The following is a 16512-nucleotide window of genomic DNA, read 5'->3' as shown; positions in this document are numbered from 1 at the left end:
ATCAACCTCATCTATTGGTTATCTCTGGCAGGTTTCTTCATCAGGTGTGTCCATCGCTCCGGCCTGCCCTTATTAGGAAGGTACTCCCATGCGCATAGACCGTTTGACCAGCAAATTACAACTGGCGTTATCCGATGCCCAATCCCTGGCTGTTGGCATGGATCACCCTGCCATCGAGCCGCTTCATCTATTGCAGGCCCTGATCGACCAGCAGGGCGGTTCGATCAAGCCGCTGCTGATGCAGGTCGGCTTCGACGTCAATGCCCTGCGACAGGCCTTGGTCGGTGCCCTCGACCAACTGCCGAAGATCCAGAACCCCACTGGCGACGTCAACATGTCGCAGGATCTCGCACGTCTGCTCAACCAGGCCGACCGTCTGGCGCAGCAGCGCGGCGACCAGTTCATTTCCAGCGAGCTGGTGCTGCTGGCAGGCATGGACGAGAACAGCAAACTGGGCAAACTGCTGCTCAGCCAAGGCGTGAGCAAGAAAGCCCTGGAGAACGCCATCAACAACCTGCGCGGCGGCGCGGCCGTCAACGACGCCAACGCCGAAGAGTCGCGCCAGGCCCTGGACAAGTACACCGTCGACCTGACCAAGCGCGCCGAAGAAGGCAAGCTGGACCCAGTAATTGGTCGTGACGACGAGATCCGCCGCACCGTGCAGGTCTTGCAACGCCGCACCAAGAACAACCCGGTGCTGATCGGCGAACCGGGCGTGGGCAAGACCGCCATCGCCGAGGGCCTGGCCCAGCGCATCATCAATGGCGAAGTGCCCGATGGCCTCAAGGGCAAGCGCCTGCTGGCGTTGGACATGGGCGCGCTGATCGCTGGCGCCAAGTACCGCGGCGAATTCGAAGAGCGCCTGAAGGGCCTGCTCAACGAGCTGTCCAAACAGGAAGGGCAGATCATCCTGTTCATCGACGAGCTGCACACCATGGTCGGCGCCGGCAAAGGCGAGGGTGCGATGGATGCCGGCAACATGCTCAAGCCGGCCCTGGCGCGCGGCGAGCTGCACTGCGTCGGTGCTACTACCTTGAACGAGTATCGCCAGTTCATCGAGAAAGACGCCGCCTTGGAGCGCCGCTTCCAGAAGGTGCTGGTCGAGGAGCCGAGCGAGGAAGATACCATCGCCATCCTGCGCGGCCTGAAGGAGCGCTATGAAGTGCACCACAAGGTCGCCATCACCGATGGCGCGATCATCGCCGCGGCCAAGCTCAGCCACCGCTACATCACCGACCGCCAGTTGCCGGACAAGGCCATCGACCTGATCGACGAGGCCGCCAGCCGCATCCGCATGGAGATCGACTCCAAGCCCGAGGTGCTCGACCGTCTCGATCGCCGCCTGATCCAGTTGAAGGTGGAGTCCCAGGCGCTGAAGAAAGAGCAGGACGAGCCGGCGAAGAAGCGCTTGGAGAAGCTCACCGAGGAAATCGAGCGGTTGGAGCGCGAGTATTCCGACCTGGAAGAAATCTGGGCCTCGGAGAAAGCCGAGGTACAAGGCTCGGCGCAGATCCAGCAAAAGATCGAGCAAGCCCGCCAGGAACTGGAAGCCGCACGGCGCAAGGGCGACCTGAGCCGCATGGCCGAGCTGCAATACGGGGTCATCCCGGACCTGGAGCGCAGCCTGCAAATGGTCGACCAGCATGGCAAGACCGAGAACCAGTTGCTGCGCAACAAGGTGACCGAGGAAGAAATCGCCGAAGTGGTGTCGAAATGGACCGGCATTCCGGTCTCGAAGATGCTCGAAGGCGAGCGCGACAAGCTGCTGAAGATGGAAGGGCTGCTGCACCAGCGCGTGATCGGTCAGGAAGAGGCGGTGATCGCCGTGGCCAACGCCGTGCGCCGTTCGCGCGCCGGGTTGTCCGACCCGAACCGGCCTAGCGGTTCGTTCATGTTTCTCGGCCCGACCGGGGTCGGCAAGACCGAGCTGTGCAAGGCCTTGGCCGAATTCCTCTTCGATACCGAAGAGGCCATGGTGCGCATCGACATGTCAGAGTTCATGGAGAAGCATTCCGTGGCACGGCTGATCGGTGCACCGCCAGGTTATGTCGGCTATGAAGAGGGCGGTTACCTGACTGAGGCGGTGCGGCGCAAGCCCTATTCGGTCGTGCTGCTCGACGAGGTGGAAAAAGCCCACCCCGACGTGTTCAACGTCCTGCTGCAAGTGCTCGAAGACGGTCGCCTGACCGACAGCCACGGGCGCACGGTGGACTTCCGCAACACGGTGATCGTGATGACCTCCAACCTGGGCTCGGCGCAGATCCAGGAACTGGTCGGCGACCGCGATGCACAGCGTGCGGCGGTCATGGATGCGGTGAGCTCGCACTTCCGTCCGGAGTTCATCAACCGGATCGACGAAGTGGTGGTGTTCGAGCCGCTCGGCCGCGAGCAGATCGCCGGTATCACCGAGATCCAGTTGGGCCGTCTGCGCAGCCGCCTCGCAGAGCGCGAGCTGACGTTGAACCTGCAACCCGAGGCCATCGACAAGCTGATCGCCGTCGGCTACGACCCGGTATATGGCGCGCGACCGCTGAAACGGGCGATCCAACGCTGGATCGAAAACCCGCTGGCGCAGCTGATCTTGTCGGGCACCTTCATGCCGGGCACGGCGATTACCGGCAAAGTGGAGGCGGACGAGATCGTCTTCGAGTAAAAACCGTCGCTCCCGAACCCCGCTCAGGCGGGGTTCTTTTTGTCTGAGCCTGGCATGCAGCGGGTATCAGCCCCGTAAAATCGAGGCTTCCCAGGGTTTTTGGATAACTTGCTGAAAAATGTGATTTTTTTGCTTGCATCCGATTTCGAGTGCCCCTAATATACGCCGCGTTGTCAGGCACTAAGCGAATCACCAGCAGCATCGGGGCTCGCAAAACTTACTTAGAAATCAGTAAGTTGAACGAAAAAAAGTGGTTGACAAGCAAAACGAAGAATGTAGAATAGCCGGCCTCAGCAGCGATAACGCGAAAGCGGATAGCCAAAGAGATCGAAGATGAAACAAGCTTCGAAGTAGTAAAGGTAGTAGATTTACCGAAGTTCAGTTCCGCGATAGCTCAGTCGGTAGAGCAAATGACTGTTAATCATTGGGTCCCTGGTTCGAGTCCAGGTCGCGGAGCCAATCTCGGGGTGTAGCGCAGTCCGGTAGCGCGCCTGCTTTGGGAGCAGGATGTCAGGAGTTCGAATCCCCTCACCCCGACCATTTTTAGGGTCGTTAGCTCAGTTGGTAGAGCAGTTGGCTTTTAACCAATTGGTCGTAGGTTCGAATCCTACACGACCCACCATTTTCAAGATGACGAAGCGATGTGTAAGTCGCTTGTTAGCCGAAAATGTGAAGAAGCCCGCCTTAACGGCGGGCTTTTTCGTGTGCGCTCGAAAAACCAAGCTCACTCACCCCTGTCCAGGCATGAGACCAATCCCCGGTGCCGGTCAGCTATGACCTGTAGGAGCGGCTTCAGCCGCGATGGGCTGCAAAGCAGCCCCGATACAGGCGCCGCGAAGCCTGCCGGATTAGATCGGCCTTGCCAGCTATCGCAGATGAACCAAGGCGCCGACCGCCTCTGTGTCTTCGACCATTCAGCATTGAACCGAACTGCTCTACTCAGAAGTAACGGGATGTTGCCAACCAACCCGTTGTGTTTGAATGCAGTAGCACTCGCGCAAACGAACACGGCAACGTGTGCCACGACGCACACGCCCACTCGAGCACACTCCCCATCCCTATCGCAGGAGCGAAGGCAATGCAGTGGCAGCGGAACCTGGCAATCTGTTTCTTCGGATCGTTCGTCAACATCATCGCCATGACCGTGCTGCTGCCGTTCCTACCCCTTTATGTGGAACATCTAGGCGCCACAGGCGATGCCGAAGTCGCCCGCTGGTCCGGCATCGCCTACGCCGCCACCTTCCTCAGCGCCGCCTTGGTCGCACCCTTGTGGGGCCACTTGGCCGACCGCTACGGCAGTCGCCAGAACCTGATCCGGGCCAGTTTCGGCATGGTGGTCAGCATGGGGCTGATCGGGATGGCGCAAAACGTCGAACAACTGGTGGCGCTGCGTCTGCTGGTCGGCCTCGCCGGTGGCTACACCTCCGGTTCCTATGTCCTGGTCGCGGCGCAGACACCGAATGAGCGCTCCGGCTGGGCGCTGGGCATGCTGTCGTCGGGCATCATGGCGGGAGGATTGGTCGGCCCGCTGCTCGGCGGTGTACTGCCCACGGTCATGGACATCCGCACCATCTTCCTGGGCGCCAGCGGTCTGATCTTCTTCAACTTCCTGGCCACCTGCCTGTTCATCACCTCGCCCAAGGGTGTGACGAAAAGCAGCAAGGCCAAGGCCGCCAGTGAAACCGTGGTGCGGCCCGACATGTCCGTCGTGCTGAGCATGCTGCTGGTGGCGATGATCCTGATGATGGCCAACATGTCGATCGAACCGATCGTCACGCTGTACGTGCGCACCCTCGGCGTCGACACACAGTCAGTGACTTGGCTGGCAGGCCTGTGCATGGCGGCTTCGGCGTTGGGCAGCATTCTCTCGGCGCCACGCCTGGGCAAACTGGCCGACCGAGTCGGCGCCTTGAGAGTGGTGGTGGCGTGCTTGGGCGTCGCCGGCTTGCTGCTGATTCCGCAGGCGCTGGTCACCGAGGTCTGGCAGCTTATCGTGCTGCGTCTGGCGATGGGGTTGGCCTTGGGCGGGTTGATTCCCTGCGTGTTGGCGGTGATCCGGCAGAACGTCGGGGCAAACAAGGTCGGCAAGATGCTGGGCTATGCGACCTCGGCACAGTACCTGGGACAAGTCGTCGGGCCTGTGCTCGGCGGGTTTGCGGCCGGCTCGTTGGGTCTGCGTTTCGTGTTCGGTGCGACCAGCCTGGTGCTACTGGTGACGGCCGGATGGTGCCTGCTGTTGCTGTTGCGCAGTCGGCGGGCGGCCGATAGGGCCCAGATCAGCGAGTGCTGAGGGTGGCGCGGGATCCAGGTGGCTCAAGTTCGGGCGCCTGGTTTAGCTGTGTGAGCGACGAGTCGCGGAGGAGGCTTTGGTCATGCGTCGCCTGCACTGAATAGCTAGGCGACGACCAGTTGAGGCAAGGTGGCGTCGAAACTCGCCAAACCCGCGCGGCCCTAGGCCAGGCCGCGCGGGCACAGACATCAGTGCAGCTTGAGCCGTGGCTCGGTACCTCGGCCGATCTTGCTGCCCAGCATCATCAACGCCGTGCGGAAAAACCCGTACAGCGCTACCTGGTGCATGCGGTACAGCGACACGTAGAACATCCGCGCCAGCCAGCCCTCCAGCTTCACGCTGCCCATCAGGTTACCCATCAGGTTGCCCACCGCTGTGAAGCGCGACAGCGACACCAGCGAGCCGTAGTCCTTGTACGCGTAGGTTGGTAGCGGCTTGTTCTCCAGTCGCGCGGTCAGGCTCTTGACCAGCATCGACGCCTGCTGGTGCGCCGCCTGCGCACGTGGCGGCACGGTGCGGTCGCTGTCCGGCTGCGGGCAGGCCGCGCAGTCGCCAAAGGCGAAGATGTCGTCGTCCAAGGTGGTCTGCAGGGTAGGGCGCACCACCAACTGGTTGATGCGGTTGCTCTCCAGTCCGTCGATATCCTTGAGGAACGCCGGCGCACGGATACCCGCCGCCCACACTTTCAAGCTCGCCTGAATGACCTCGCCACTGCTGGTCTTGAGGCTGTCGGCCGTCACTTCGCTGACCGACGCACCGGTCATCACCGTGACGCCGAGTTTTCCCAGCGTGCGGTGTACCGGCTCGCTGATGCGCTCGGGCAACGCCGGCAGCACGCGCGGGCCGGCCTCGATCAAGGTGATGTGCATGTCTTGCGGCTTGATGCTGTCCAGGCCGTAGGCCGCCAGTTCATGGGCGGCATGGTGCAGCTCGGCCGCCAGCTCCACGCCCGTGGCGCCTGCGCCGACGATGGCCACGCTGATCTTTTCGCTGGCCACATCGCCGGCATGGGCGCGCAGGTAGTGGTTGAGCAGTTGCTGATGGAAACGCTCGGCCTGCTTACGGGTGTCGAGGAACAGGCAGTGCTGCGCAGCGCCCAGGGTGCCGAAGTCATTGGTGTTGCTGCCGACGGCGATTACCAGGGTGTCGTAGCCCAGGGTACGTGCTGGCAGCAATTCGCGGCCTTCTTCGTCCAGGGTGGCGGCGAGCTGGATCATCTTGCTCTGGCGATCCAGGCCACTCATGCGGCCGAGCTGGAAATTGAAGTGGTTCCACTTGGCCTGAGCGACGTAGTTGAGTTCGTCGTCCGACGAGTTAAGCGAGCCGGCGGCCACCTCATGCAGCAGCGGCTTCCAGATGTGGGTCAGGTTGGCGTCGACCAGGGTCACTTCGGCCTGCTTGCGCTTGCCCAGGCCATTACCCAGGCGGGTCGCCAGTTCCAGGCCCCCGGCGCCGCCGCCGACGATCACGATACGATGAGTCATGGAGACATCTCTTAAGGTTGAAAAATTCTTGGCCGCAAGGGCCGGCGTCAGCACGGAGCGAGGGAAGGGCGAGCGCGAAGCGGCTCGTAGCGCCAGTTCCCGGCACAGGCGGCTGAACGACCTCTGAGCATCGACCGCAGTCACCCGCTTGTGGAGCCAGTGCTCGACACGTTGCAGGGGCTGACGGGTACGGATCGGTGCGGCACTGATCGTGGCGATTCGGGCAGCGGCTCATGAAGGGGCCTCAGGTAGACGCATGTGACTGCGCAAACGCCACAGCGTTCTGGCGATTGGGGCGATGATAAGCCTTTTCATCCATGCGGTGGAAATGCGTCCAACGGCCGGCTTGGCTTACAGGCTGATGCCCACGTCGAAGACGATGCTGCGGCCCAGGTTGCTACGCAGAAAGTCCGGCGCATTGGGATGGGCGAACAGCACGCGAGCGAAGGTCGGCCCCACCAGCGACAGCGAACGCCAGCCCTGGCGCAGGTACTCGGTGGGCGGCGGGAAATGACTGTTGAGGTCGAGTACTTCGCGCTTGAGGCTGGCGAAGGCGATGATGTCCAGCTCGCCGAGGTCCAGCCCGCGCTCGACATAGTTGTGGGCTTTCTTGCGCAAAGTTGGCGCCAGGCGCGCCAGCAGTTCCTGGGCACTGATGCGTCGCGGCCGGGCTTCGCGGCGGACCAACTGAGCGAGGGAAAAGGCGCTGCGCCGGCGTTGCAGCTCTTCGCGCCATTCGTCGTTCAGGCGTCGGCCTTCGTCGAGCACGAAGAACACTTCGAAGGCGGCGTCGTGAAACAGCACATCGGGCGGTTCCTGCCCGGCCGGTGTGAAGTCTTCGTTACGGTAGGCGATGTTCAGGCCTTGCAGCAGGCGCTGGCAGACCCAACGCTCACGCTCCCATTTGCGGGCATTGGAAAGAAAGGCATTGGCCTGTTCGGCCTGGATAGTGAGCAGGCGCAGGTAGTCTGAGTCGTCCATGCACTGAGCTTAGCTGCTATCGATGACGGTAAGATGCTGTTTGCGCGTGAAAAAAGCGCCTCGTTCCGGCAAGGCGCTTTTGGATCAGTGGCGCGGCTCCAGGTCGCCCGAATAGAGCTCGTCTTCGGCCTCGGGCGCGGCAGGAATCTTGTGCTCCTCGGCGGCCCAGGCGCCCAGGTCGATCAGTTTGCAGCGGTCGGAACAGAACGGCCGATGGGTGTTGGCCGCCTTCCATTCCACGGGGGCGCCACAGGTGGGGCAGTCTACGGTCAGTGGCTGGCTCATGGCTGGCCTCCTTTCAAAGTCAGGTAAAAGTGGTGCAGCCGGTCGACCTGCTCGCGCAGCCAGAGCACGTCCCGGTCATTGACCACGACGTCGTCGGCATGTCGCAAACGGTCTTCGCGTTTGAGCTGCGCCTTGAAGATCGCTTCCACCTGCGCAGGGTCGGTACCGTCGCGCTGCAAGGTGCGCTGCATCTGCAACTCATGGGGTGCATCGATTACCAGAATGCGCTGGGTCTTGGCGTACTGGCCTGATTCGATCAGCAAAGGCGAGACGTACACCGCATAGGGCGACTCGGCCTTGGCCAGGTAACTGAAGATCTCCTGGCCGATCAGCGGGTGCAGCAAGGCTTCGAGCCAGCGGCGTTGCTCGGGGTCGGCGAAGATCAGTGCGCGTAGGGCGGGGCGGTTGAGCTGGCCGTCGTCCAGCAGCACGCCTGGGCCGAAGCGCTCGACGATGCTCGCCAAGGCAGGCCTGCCCGGCTCCACCACCCAACGCGCTGCTTGGTCCGCATCGACCAGGTGCACGCCCAGCTCGACGAAGCGCTCAGCGGCCGCGCTCTTGCCGCTGCCGATGCCGCCCGTCAGGCCCAGAATCCAAGGGGAAAATGCCGCAGTGCTCATCAGATGCCGATCATGTGCAGGTAGGAAGTGTGTATTTCATCATTCCACAGCAGCATGATCCACCCCGCCGTGGCCAGGCAGGGGCCGAAAGGCATTTCATGGCTTGGGCGGGCGTGGCTTCGGCATATCAGATAAAGGCCGACCAGCGCGGCGCCGACCGAGGCCATCAGCAGGGTGAGAGGCAGTATGTGCACGCCGCCCCAGGCGCCCAATAGCGCCAGGAGCTTGAAGTCGCCGTAGCCCATGCCGTCTTTGCCGGTGGCGAGTTTGTAGAGCCAGAACAATGTCCATAGGCTGAGGTAGCCGGCCGCGGCGCCCCATAGGGCGCTCTGTGGCGTGACGTGCATTTCGAAGGTGTTGACCAGCAGGCCGAGCCAGAGCATCGGCAGTACGATGACATCGGGTAGCAGCTTGTGCTCCCAGTCGATCAGGCTAAGGCTCAACAGCGCCCAGGTGACCAACAGTAGAGTCAGGGATTGGATACTTGGTCCCACGCGCCAAGCGACCAGCGCTGACAGTACGGCGCTTAGCAATTCCACGAGCGGGTAGCGTGGGTTGATGGCGTTGGCGCAGCTCGAGCAACGGCCCCGTAAAATCAGGTAGCTCAGAACCGGTACGTTTTCCCAGGCGCGCAGGGCGTGGTTGCACCGGGGGCAGTGCGAGCCGGGCCATGCCAGATTGAAGCGGCGCCGCTTCTCGATCGGTAGTTCCAGCATGGCCTGCGCCTCCCCACGCCATCGGCGGTGCAGCATGATCGGCAGCCGATGCGCCACCACGTTGATGAAACTACCGACCAGCAGCCCCATCAGCCCAGCGAAGACAGGAAACAGGCCGGGGTCGTCCATCAACAAAGTCCAGGCCTGCATCTCAGAACAAGCTCCCCAGCTGGAAGATTGGTAAGTACATCGCCACCACCAACCCGCCGACCAGCACGCCGAGCACCAGCACGATCGCCGGCTCCAGCAAGGTGGACAACTGGTCCATCGACTGCCCGACCCGCGCTTCATAGTGGCTGGCCGCGTTGTCCAACATCAGGTCCAAGGTGCCGCTGCTCTCGCCAATGGCGATCATCTGCACCAGCATGGCTGGAAACACCCGTTCTGCCGCCATCGCCTGGTTCAGTCCCAACCCATTGGCCATGCTCCGGCGCAAGCGCAGCACCGCCTGTTCGTGCAGCTCGTAGCCGCAGGCCTTGGCCACGCTTTCCAAGGCATCCAGCAGTGCGACCCCGGCGCCATAGGCCGTACCCAAACTACGGCAGAACCGCGCCAGCGCCGCCTCGCCCAACAGCGTGCCCAGCACCGGCAGCGCCAGCACCCGCTCGAGCATCCATTGCCGCGCTGGTGCATGGCTGCGATACAGCCAGCGCAGCGCCAGCCCAGACAGCACGGCGATAACCAACGTAGCAACTGCGTAGTGCGCCAACCCCTCGGACAAGTCGATCACCCACTGCGTGAAGGGCGGCAACGCCTTGTCGAAACTGGCGAACAGCCCCTGAAAGCGCGGCACCACCTCCAACAGCAGCAACGCCGCCACCCCCAGGCCCGTGAGCAACAGAATCGCCGGGTAGGTGGTTGCCTTGCGCACCTTGCGCCGCAGCACTTGCCGCCTTTCCAGCACCCCCGCCAGCTGTTCCAACTGCCGCTCCAAGGTGCCCGACTGCTCGCCCACCCGCACCAGGTTGCAATACAGCGCATCGAACCACGCCGGGTGCTGCTGCATGGCATCGGCCAGCGACAGCCCCGCCGACACCTGCTGATGCAAACGCTTTAGCAATGCCGCCAGGCTGGCGTCCGCCCCGGCGCGGCCCATCACCTCGAAGCTTTGCAACAAGGGAATACCGGCGCTGAGCAAGGTCGCCAGTTGCCGACTGAAACCCGCAGGGTCCGCCTTGGTCATTTGCGGCCAGCGCCAACGCCGTTGCCCGGCAGGCCGCACCTTGGCCACCCGAATGCCTTGCGCCTCCAGCCGAGCGCGCACGAACACCGGACTGCGCCCCGGTTGCTGGCCGCTCACGGTCGCACCTTGGGCATCGACGCCTTCCCAGGCGAACAGAGGTAAAGATCGAGTCATGGGAAATCCTTTTCCATCACGTGAAAGGGCCGGGGGCCAACCCCCGAGAAAACTCCCGCAACAGCTTGTGCCGTGCGCGTTGCGAGAGGCTCACTAGAGTAGTGCAGCGGACATGAAGTCCGTCCCCGCGAGCGTGACAAGAGGTTGCCGAACCGTTACCCATACGGGCCTCCCGGCCCCATGTTCACGCCACGGGTCTACGCACTGACCAAGGAGCTAGCCATGCAGCAACAACGTGGTATCACCCTGATCGAGCTGATGATCGTGGTGGCGATCATCGGCATCCTGGCAACCATCGCCATTCCCAGCTACACCAGCCACCAGGCGCGCTCGAAGGCGGCCGCGGCGCTGTTGGAAATCTCGGCGTTAAAGACGCCCATGGACTTGCGCTTGGTGGAGGGCAAGGACGTCGCCGATGTCGCCGCGCTCGGCGGCCAAGCGGCAACGGGGCATTGCGCGATCACGGCGGTGGGAGATGCGGCCGCGGGCACGGGAAGCCTGGAGTGCACGCTGGTCGAGGCGCCGGCGAGCATTCTTGGGAAAACGTTGACGTTGACGCGTACGGGCGCGGGGTGGAGCTGCGCTACGACGGTAGAGGAGGATTTGGCGCCCAGTGGGTGCACTGCAGCGGGTGGGGCGGGGAATTCGTGAGTTGAAACATAGGTTTGCGTAACGTTCGCGGCAGTGGTACGTTGCGCAACACGCCGGTGTAGCTCAGTCGGTAGAGCAGCGCACTCGTAACGCGAAGGTCGCAGGTTCGATTCCTGTCTCCGGCACCATCCAGCTGTTTCGTTACGTATCTTCTTGCATACGGAACCCCCTGAAAAGCCCGCCAAGTGCGGGCTTTCTTGTTTCTAGCTGTCTCGCTCTGTCTCTAGGTATATACCGAATTTAGTTATACGCTAGGGTATGCGCCGGTTCGACGAGAAAACGTATACCTATGGCACGCACCGTTACGCCCCTCTCAGACCCCAAATGCGAGGCAGCCAAGCCGCGGGACAAGGACTACACCCTGTTCGACGGCCAGGGCCTGTTTCTGCTGGTCAAGAAGAACGGCAGCAAGACCTGGCGCATGAAGTTCAAGCGCCCGGATGGCAGGGAGGGGCTGGCCACCTTCGGCAACTACCCCGCATTGACGCTCAAAGCCGCTCGTGAGCGCCGGGCCGAAGCGCTGGAGTTGTTGGCGCATGGCAAAGATCCGATCGAGAGCGCCAGGCAGGGGAAGGTCGAAGCGGCGAATGTGAGGGCCAACACCTTCGGTGTGCTGGCAAAGGACTGGCATGAGGCCTGTTCCAAGAAATGGTCACGAGGTCATGCCGCGACGGTGTGGCGGCGGATCGAAACTTACCTGCTCCCGGCCCTGGGCCAGCGGCCGGTGGCCGGCCTGAAGACCCGCGACCTGCTGGCGCCGCTCAAGGCTGTGGAAAAGCGCGAAGTTCTGGATACTGCCGGCCGGCTACGGCAGTACATGACCGGGATCATGCGCATGGCTGTCCAGCACGGGCACATCGACACGAACCCTGCAGTCGACCTACAAGGCGCAACCGCCACACGTAAAACCGTTCACCGGCCTGCGCTGGCGCTGGATCGGCTGCCTGAGCTGCTGCAAAGAATCGACAGCGACACTGGCCGGCCTCTGACCCGGCTGGCCACCCAACTCACCCTGCTGGTCTTTATCCGCTCCAGTGAGTTGCGGTTTGCTCGCTGGCCAGAGATCGACCCGGGGCGCTCCATGTGGGAGATCCCCGGGGAGCGCCAGCAGATCGAGGGTGTGAAGAACTCGCATCGCGGCTCCAAGATGAGCACGCCCCACTTGGTGCTGCTGAGCCGTCAGGCTCTGGCCACGCTTGATCAGGTGCGCCAGCTCACCGGGCGCTTCGACCTGGTGTTCGCGGGTGACAGCAACCACTGGAAGCCGATGAGCGAGAACACGGTGAACAAGGCGCTTCGGCGCATGGGGTACGACACCAAGACCGAGGTATGCGGGCATGGCTTCAGGGCTATGGCCTGTTCAGCCCTGGTCGAGTCGGGACTGTGGAGCAAAGACGCGGTAGAGCGGCAGATGAGCCACCAAGAGCGCAACAGCGTGCGAGCGGCGTACATCCACAAGGCCGAATACATTGAGGAGCGCCGGCTGATGGTTCAGTGGTGGGCGGACTACCTCGATGCGAACCGCGAGAAGCACGTTACCCCATACGACTACGCGCATCGTGCCGAGCAGAATGTCAATGTGGTGCCGATCAAGAGGGCCTGATGCGGGCCTTCCATTGCATTGGTGGACAGATATAGACTGTACTATCACTGGTTAAGTAACCAGCACTCGACGAAATCTGGAAGCCTGCCGCGTTATCTGTGGGCTCACGTATTGGATCGTGATACCCAAAGGGATGGGCATGGATAAGGTTTACAGACTTCTTCCTTGGTTGCGACCGGATCAGGCAGCTGAGTGGCTTAGGTCATTGACCAAGGCCAATATCACCGAGGACATAGTTCTGAGCTTCTGTGAGGCTGGGCGTATACCTGTCTATGTGAATGTTGGTAGCGGTTGCTCGGGGAACGACGAGGAGAGCTGGCTAAAGAACGTGAGTGGTTCTGGTTACCACTTAGTGGAAAATCCGGAGGTGCTTAGAAGCAAGCTTGGTACTCAGGTTACTTTCCAGCTTTTGGGTAAGGTCATGATTTTTGAGTTGGACAGCTCGATTAACCATGCAGAAATCCGCTGGTTCACTACAGGTCAGTTCGAAGACTTCGCCCCTGTTTTCAAATCACCGCACGTCCAGGCTCTAGCTGACCTTATCAATGCTGAGGAGCTTGCGGTTCAGGCACGTAAAATTGAAGAGTACCAGCGGGTCGCTGGCCAGTTTCGAGCTGAAAAGCAGCAGGCGCTGCTGAGTTTGCATCAAGCAAATGAGCAGCTTGGAGAGCTGAGGGATGAGCTTGCTCGGGAGCGGGAGCTCTTCCAGCAGCAGTCAACAGGGTCTCCAAAAAAATCTGCTTACTTGCTCATCGCGGGAATGGTTGAGTACATCACCACCACCACCCGTAATCGTCACACACAAGAAACCATCATCTCTGAGATTTCTGCTAAGGGGTGGGCGGGGGCAAGTGAGACGACACTGAAACACCTCATGGCAGATGCAAAAAAAGTCGCTAGAGACGCTGAGAGTGCGGCTCACAGCAAAGCTGAAGCTAGAGAGCTTGCGACCCGGGAATAGCCCTTAGAGATTGTAATTGCAATTTTAGGAATTGCAGTTGCAATGCCCGGCAGACCATCACCTGACACGCTGATTCCCGTCATTGCCAACAACGGGAAACAGGTATGAACAACATCCGCCAACTCGAAGCTTCCGCAGCGCCTCAGTTCGACCCTGCCAACACCATCATCCGCTTCCCCGAGGTCGAGGCCATCACCGGTCTGGCCCGCGCCACCGTCTACAAGCGCCTCAAGGATGACCCGACCTTTCCCCGGCCTGTATCGCTGAGCAACAGCAAGTCGCGGGGCTCACCCGTAGGGTTCGTTTTGTCGGAGATCCAGGCCTGGGTACGCCAGCGCATCGCATTGCGCGAGGTGGCTGCCTAATGAGCAAAAGAAAGGCCGACCAACAGGCCAGCCCCAAAGATATGCACGTCCATGATACCAGCGGCAGCGCGCAGCGCACCCGTCTTCTTGCGTATCTGCGCCAGCACGGTTCGATCAATACCTTCCAGGCCATCACGTTGCTGAACATCCTACGCCCTGGTGCGCGCATCTCTGAACTGCGGGGCCTGGGCCACAATATCGCCACCCACTTGGGCACGCTGAAGGATGATCAAGGCCGCGAGCACCCGAAGGTAGCTACCTACTATTTGAGCACCGGCCCGGCGCAGAAGGTGGCCGCATGACGCCGGCGCTCAAGAACCGCGATGAACGGTCGATATTTCTGGTTGCAGGCAATCGTGATGCTCGGTATGGTTCGCCCGTCGCTGCCAATTCAGCGACCGGGTTTGGCGACCCGTCACACGTTAGGCGCATAGGCGCCCCCATCACGATTGCAGGCGCTTTTTTTGTGCCCGCAGTCCCGTGTTATGGCGGCTGTGTGCGGGAGACCTTCGGGTCTGCCGGGTTCCTAACGTCCCGGTTCGCCAACCTGCGTACAGCTGCCACCCCAAATCGTTTGGCGACGGTTCGTGGCAGCTCCTCAACGTTAGGAGCTCGACCCATGCACGCCCTCAATCCGTCCGAAATATCCCGCGAGCATCAGCGCGCCTACTGCTCAAAGCTGCTGAAGACGCTTACGCGCTACTCCACTCCATCAGAGCTTTCCCGCATCACTGCCGCCCTTGAAGGGGAGGTGGCGAAGACCTTGGCGACTCGCTTCGTCCCTGGCCTCAATGATGCGACCTATGAGGTCTACCGTAGCTTCTGGCTGAAGGGTGGTGCCCAGTGATGAAGAACATCAGCCTTCGCGCATACGCCCACCGCCGCCTGGCTTTGGCCGCACTTCGCGCAAACTCTTCCCTTTCTGTCCGTCTCGCCCGCTACAACCATCACGCCAAGATCGCCCGCGCTCTGGAAGCGCAAGGCGGTGCCCTGTGACTTGCGTCCAGCAGGCCGTCGAGGCTGTACAGGGCTTCATTCAGTCTCAGGTTGTGGTCACCATGCCTGGCCAAGCGATGTTCCGCATTCCTCCGGTGATCGGCTGCGGCATTGCTACGGATATTGCGGCCATCGTGGGCGCTGATTTCCCGTCCGCATCAATCAGCATTCAAGGTCGCTGCCGCGGTTCATTGGCCGGCCTGGATCATGCCTTGCGCGTATCGGAAGAAGTTTCCGCCGCGCTGGAGAAATGCCAGCGCCAGCCGCGCCCAGGCGCTGCGCTAGTTGAGCATTTCAAGGCCGCAGCCCAATCCGGAGGTGCTCAATGACTAATTTCCCGGCAGTAGCGGCTATCGACGGTGAGGTTCTGTCTGAGGCGGTGTTGGACGCCCGCGAGATGTGCTACATGAATTTCGCCCGCGAAGAGCACAGGAGGCTGGAGAAGATCCTGCTGACGCTGGTGATCCCGGCGATGGGCGGGTATCACAATGAGCTGGCTTGCGATATTGCCCGTCACCTCGAGCAGATACAGTCGTTCAGTGGCAATTATTGCTGGCGCCATCGCCACCTTGGTGCCTCGCATCGTGTTGTTGGCCAGCCTGCTGCTAACGGAGGTCTTGTATGACTCCCGTTATTCAGTCCCCGAGCACTGTCCAGGACGATCTGCGTGACGTGCAAGGTGTGCTGGTGCTGCTAAGTATGGCGCTAGGTGTTATTGCATCGCCCACCATGCCCATCATCGCCGCCCGTGTCACCGCCGTGATGGCGCAGCACACCGCCATGGCCTGGGCCGAACTGCTTGACGACATGGTTGCTGAGCAAGGGGGTGATCTGTGAAGACCGATACCACCCTGCGCATCACACGCACGCAATACCGTGGTTTCGCCAAACTGGCCAAGGAGAGCGGCCTGGGTTTGACGATCACCACCTTCACCAAGCTTGGCGGAATTTGGGGCGAATATAGCTGCTGGGCGCAACCTATCGTGCGTGACGCTTCGAGCGATCAAATCCAGTGTGACGAGCGGGTTGCTATCAAGCTGGCTACCAGCATCAACGCAGGCCGCTTCCGCAGCGTTGCTCGCCCGGAAATCGACTGGTCGGCGCTGGATGACCGCGAGATTTATCCGTTCATCTTGCATCACGAGATCGGCCATCACCTCGACAACTTCTCGCTTTGGAATTTGCTCCTCGCACCCGATCAGGTGACAAGCGACCAGTGCCACAAAGTGATTTACCGCGTGAACGAGATGCTTGCAGACCGCTACGCCTGGGAGCAAGTCCGCCCTGGCGAGCCGCTGCCTTTGAGCGAGACGGGCAAGCGTATGCAGGAGGTCATGGCCAATGATCTCGCGCTGCTGCAAAGGCACTTCCCTCGCAAGCGCAGGATGCCCAGGGCGTTACCGACCGGCCAGTATGCCTCTGTACCGACTTCAATGCTGAAGACCGAGGAGCTGGTCGCATTCGTCGGACCGCACGTCTCGCCGGCGTTGATTGAGCACACCCGAAACCACCGCCGCGTTCATCGCCGCGACTCCAGACTGAGGAGTTAA

General features: G+C 61.5%; 19 protein-coding genes and 4 tRNA genes. 17 read left to right on the top strand and 6 right to left on the bottom strand.

The window, feature by feature from the left end:
- The first annotated feature begins 88 nt into the window (after nt 1-88).
- The 5 genes from clpB to ACSMEV_RS20435 all read left to right on the top strand — a co-directional run bounded on the left by clpB (nt 89) and on the right by ACSMEV_RS20435 (nt 4943).
- Nucleotides 89-2653, top strand: coding sequence for an ATP-dependent chaperone ClpB (gene clpB / locus ACSMEV_RS20455; protein WP_296262958.1), 2565 nt, complete (start codon nt 89-91; stop codon nt 2651-2653).
- A 383-nt stretch (nt 2654-3036) separates the two neighbouring features.
- Nucleotides 3037-3112: transfer RNA gene (locus ACSMEV_RS20450), tRNA-Asn, on the top strand.
- A gap of 4 nt (nt 3113-3116) precedes the next feature.
- A tRNA-Pro gene (locus ACSMEV_RS20445) sits at nt 3117-3193 on the top strand.
- A 6-nt stretch (nt 3194-3199) separates the two neighbouring features.
- A tRNA-Lys gene (locus ACSMEV_RS20440) sits at nt 3200-3275 on the top strand.
- A 456-nt stretch (nt 3276-3731) separates the two neighbouring features.
- On the top strand, nt 3732-4943 hold the full coding sequence (locus ACSMEV_RS20435; protein ID WP_459206736.1) for an MFS transporter: 1212 nt from the start codon (nt 3732-3734) through the stop codon (nt 4941-4943).
- Between the two features lie 188 nt (nt 4944-5131).
- Here the strand turns inward: ACSMEV_RS20435 and ACSMEV_RS20430 are convergent, their stop codons facing one another.
- From ACSMEV_RS20430 to ACSMEV_RS20405, 6 genes are all read right to left on the bottom strand, one after another.
- Nucleotides 5132-6427, bottom strand: coding sequence for an NAD(P)/FAD-dependent oxidoreductase (locus ACSMEV_RS20430; protein ID WP_459206735.1), 1296 nt, complete (start codon nt 6425-6427; stop codon nt 5132-5134).
- Between the two features lie 351 nt (nt 6428-6778).
- Nucleotides 6779-7408, bottom strand: coding sequence for a DUF1780 domain-containing protein (locus tag ACSMEV_RS20425; RefSeq protein ID WP_413046353.1), 630 nt, complete (start codon nt 7406-7408; stop codon nt 6779-6781).
- A gap of 84 nt (nt 7409-7492) precedes the next feature.
- Nucleotides 7493-7693 (bottom strand): DNA gyrase inhibitor YacG, encoded by a 201-nt coding sequence (gene yacG, locus ACSMEV_RS20420; RefSeq protein WP_296262966.1) that lies wholly within the window; start codon nt 7691-7693, stop codon nt 7493-7495.
- The gene (gene coaE / locus ACSMEV_RS20415; protein ID WP_459206734.1) at nt 7690-8313 is read right to left on the bottom strand and encodes a dephospho-CoA kinase; all 624 of its coding nucleotides are present in this window, start codon (nt 8311-8313) and stop codon (nt 7690-7692) included. The genes yacG and coaE overlap by 4 nt, the downstream gene beginning before the upstream one ends.
- The gene (locus ACSMEV_RS20410; protein WP_459206733.1) at nt 8313-9179 is read right to left on the bottom strand and encodes a prepilin peptidase; all 867 of its coding nucleotides are present in this window, start codon (nt 9177-9179) and stop codon (nt 8313-8315) included. The genes coaE and ACSMEV_RS20410 overlap by 1 nt, the downstream gene beginning before the upstream one ends.
- Before the next feature lies 1 nt (nt 9180).
- Complete coding sequence (locus ACSMEV_RS20405; RefSeq protein ID WP_459206732.1) at nt 9181-10386, bottom strand: type II secretion system F family protein; 1206 nt, start codon at nt 10384-10386, stop codon at nt 9181-9183.
- Between the two features lie 222 nt (nt 10387-10608).
- Here ACSMEV_RS20405 and ACSMEV_RS20400 point away from each other — a divergent pair, with 222 nt between their 5' ends.
- From ACSMEV_RS20400 to ACSMEV_RS20345, 12 genes are all read left to right on the top strand, one after another.
- Nucleotides 10609-11037 (top strand): pilin, encoded by a 429-nt coding sequence (locus ACSMEV_RS20400; protein ID WP_459206731.1) that lies wholly within the window; start codon nt 10609-10611, stop codon nt 11035-11037.
- A gap of 52 nt (nt 11038-11089) precedes the next feature.
- Nucleotides 11090-11165: transfer RNA gene (locus tag ACSMEV_RS20395), tRNA-Thr, on the top strand.
- A gap of 161 nt (nt 11166-11326) precedes the next feature.
- Nucleotides 11327-12640 carry a tyrosine-type recombinase/integrase gene (locus ACSMEV_RS20390; RefSeq protein WP_459206730.1) on the top strand — a complete coding sequence of 438 codons (1314 nt, stop codon included), beginning with the start codon at nt 11327-11329 and terminating at the stop codon, nt 12638-12640.
- A gap of 139 nt (nt 12641-12779) precedes the next feature.
- On the top strand, nt 12780-13601 hold the full coding sequence (locus tag ACSMEV_RS20385; protein WP_459206729.1) for a hypothetical protein: 822 nt from the start codon (nt 12780-12782) through the stop codon (nt 13599-13601).
- Between the two features lie 104 nt (nt 13602-13705).
- Nucleotides 13706-13966, top strand: coding sequence for a helix-turn-helix transcriptional regulator (locus tag ACSMEV_RS20380; RefSeq protein ID WP_459206728.1), 261 nt, complete (start codon nt 13706-13708; stop codon nt 13964-13966).
- A complete protein-coding gene (locus tag ACSMEV_RS20375) occupies nt 13966-14268 on the top strand; it encodes a helix-turn-helix domain-containing protein (RefSeq protein ID WP_459206727.1) in 303 nt (100 codons plus the stop codon). The genes ACSMEV_RS20380 and ACSMEV_RS20375 overlap by 1 nt, the downstream gene beginning before the upstream one ends.
- 317 nt (nt 14269-14585) lie before the next feature.
- Complete coding sequence (locus tag ACSMEV_RS20370; RefSeq protein WP_401374846.1) at nt 14586-14813, top strand: hypothetical protein; 228 nt, start codon at nt 14586-14588, stop codon at nt 14811-14813.
- Entirely contained in the window at nt 14813-14962 is a 150-nt protein-coding gene (locus ACSMEV_RS20365; RefSeq protein ID WP_401374849.1) for a hypothetical protein, read from the top strand. The genes ACSMEV_RS20370 and ACSMEV_RS20365 overlap by 1 nt, the downstream gene beginning before the upstream one ends.
- A complete protein-coding gene (locus tag ACSMEV_RS20360; protein ID WP_459206726.1) occupies nt 14959-15291 on the top strand; it encodes a hypothetical protein in 333 nt (110 codons plus the stop codon). The genes ACSMEV_RS20365 and ACSMEV_RS20360 overlap by 4 nt, the downstream gene beginning before the upstream one ends.
- Entirely contained in the window at nt 15288-15587 is a 300-nt protein-coding gene (locus ACSMEV_RS20355) for a hypothetical protein (protein ID WP_459206725.1), read from the top strand. Before ACSMEV_RS20360 ends, ACSMEV_RS20355 begins: the two co-directional genes overlap by 4 nt.
- On the top strand, nt 15584-15799 hold the full coding sequence (locus tag ACSMEV_RS20350; RefSeq protein ID WP_459206724.1) for a hypothetical protein: 216 nt from the start codon (nt 15584-15586) through the stop codon (nt 15797-15799). Before ACSMEV_RS20355 ends, ACSMEV_RS20350 begins: the two co-directional genes overlap by 4 nt.
- Nucleotides 15796-16512 (top strand): hypothetical protein, encoded by a 717-nt coding sequence (locus ACSMEV_RS20345; protein WP_459206723.1) that lies wholly within the window; start codon nt 15796-15798, stop codon nt 16510-16512. Before ACSMEV_RS20350 ends, ACSMEV_RS20345 begins: the two co-directional genes overlap by 4 nt.

Source organism: Pseudomonas sp. MLB6B, from assembly GCF_054508135.1.
The sequence above is the reverse complement of the archived record's forward strand: the minus strand, read 5'-3'. Positions and strand labels throughout refer to the sequence as shown.